1 protein-coding gene and 1 pseudogene are annotated in these 1109 nt (G+C 62.8%); both read left to right on the top strand.

Features of this window, described 5'->3' with window-relative positions:
• Positions 1 to 196 (top strand): annotated as a pseudogene (locus tag G6R25_RS28510) (hypothetical protein); the annotation flags it as partial.
• 68 nt (positions 197 to 264) lie between these two features.
• Complete coding sequence (locus tag G6R25_RS24170) at positions 265 to 549, top strand: transposase (RefSeq protein ID WP_136449732.1); 285 nt, start codon at positions 265 to 267, stop codon at positions 547 to 549.
• The last annotated feature ends 560 nt before the right edge of the window (positions 550 to 1109 follow it).

The raw sequence follows: 1109 nt of genomic DNA, 5'->3' as shown, positions 1-1109 counted from the left end.
TTCGCTGACCGTCACCCGAGTTTCGAAAGGATCAACCTGGCGGTTTCGGAATAGCTTCATATTCTCCAGCATGGTAACGCTGTCGTTGAACGTCGCGGAACCCCTCATCGCCGGTCACTACGGAAGAGCCGCGTTCGACGCGGTCGGCCCGCTTCTCCTGATCGGATGGGCCGAGGTCGCCCCCGACCTGCTCCAGGTGAGGTGCCCTTTTTCTTCCGGACAGTGGCCCCTACTAGAATAGGGACAGTCCGGAAGGGATGATAGTTGACACAGAAGCGCAGGAAGTTCTCGGCCGAGTTCAAGGAAGAAGCCCTGAGGATGGTGATCGAGACATCCCGTCCGATCTTCGATGTCGCACGGGAACTCGGCATCCTGGAAGGAACCCTCGGAACCTGGGTCGCCACTTACCGGCGGGCCCACGCCGGCGAGGCACCCCCGCCGACCGCCGACGAAGGCGCCCGGCTGCGCGAACTCGAACGGCAGAACCGTGAGTTGCGCATGGAAAACGAGTTCCTGAAAAAAGGTGTGCCACGAACGCAAGCCGCGTAGCCGCGTAGGCGGGGTGCGTGGGCGGCGATGCTGTGCGAAAGATGGAGGATGGCTGGCCCTTCGGAGCCGCCCTGCGGGGGGAGGCTTCAAACCACCTCATGCTGCGTTAGCTGAAGACTGTCGTGGTGAGCGATGAGGAAAAGGCGCCCGTGAGGCGTCAGGTGGGGACCAGGAAGACGATCACTGCGGACGCGTCGTTATTGAATCAGGTGGCATCAGAACCGGGTGTTACTTTTTGGCCCGGGATAAGTCTGGCAGGAGTCCCGTTTACTGGTCAGGCGGTGTCCGGCGTGGAGGTGACGTGAGCCTGGTCTGCGGCTTTCGCATGGAACGTGGGAAGGCATGCCACGATACTGCCGCGCCTGTTGGGTGGGGCGAGAGGGAGCGCTCCAAGCGGCTGATCCGTGAGGAGTTGAGTACCGACGCGGGGTGTGCCGGCGGACCGGCCCGTAGCAGCGAGGAGGCTTCTGTAATGGGAGCAGAGCGAAGGGGCCGGATCGCCCGTGGCCTGGTCGTCTGGCCAACCGGACGGTGTCCGGGAGGAGTCAGATGGTCAGGTT

The sequence above is a fragment of the Candidatus Frankia alpina genome (genome assembly GCF_902806485.1).
GTDB classification, from domain to species: Bacteria; Actinomycetota; Actinomycetes; order Frankiales; family Frankiaceae; genus Frankia; species Frankia alpina.
This window is presented reverse-complemented; position numbering and strand designations above follow the sequence as displayed.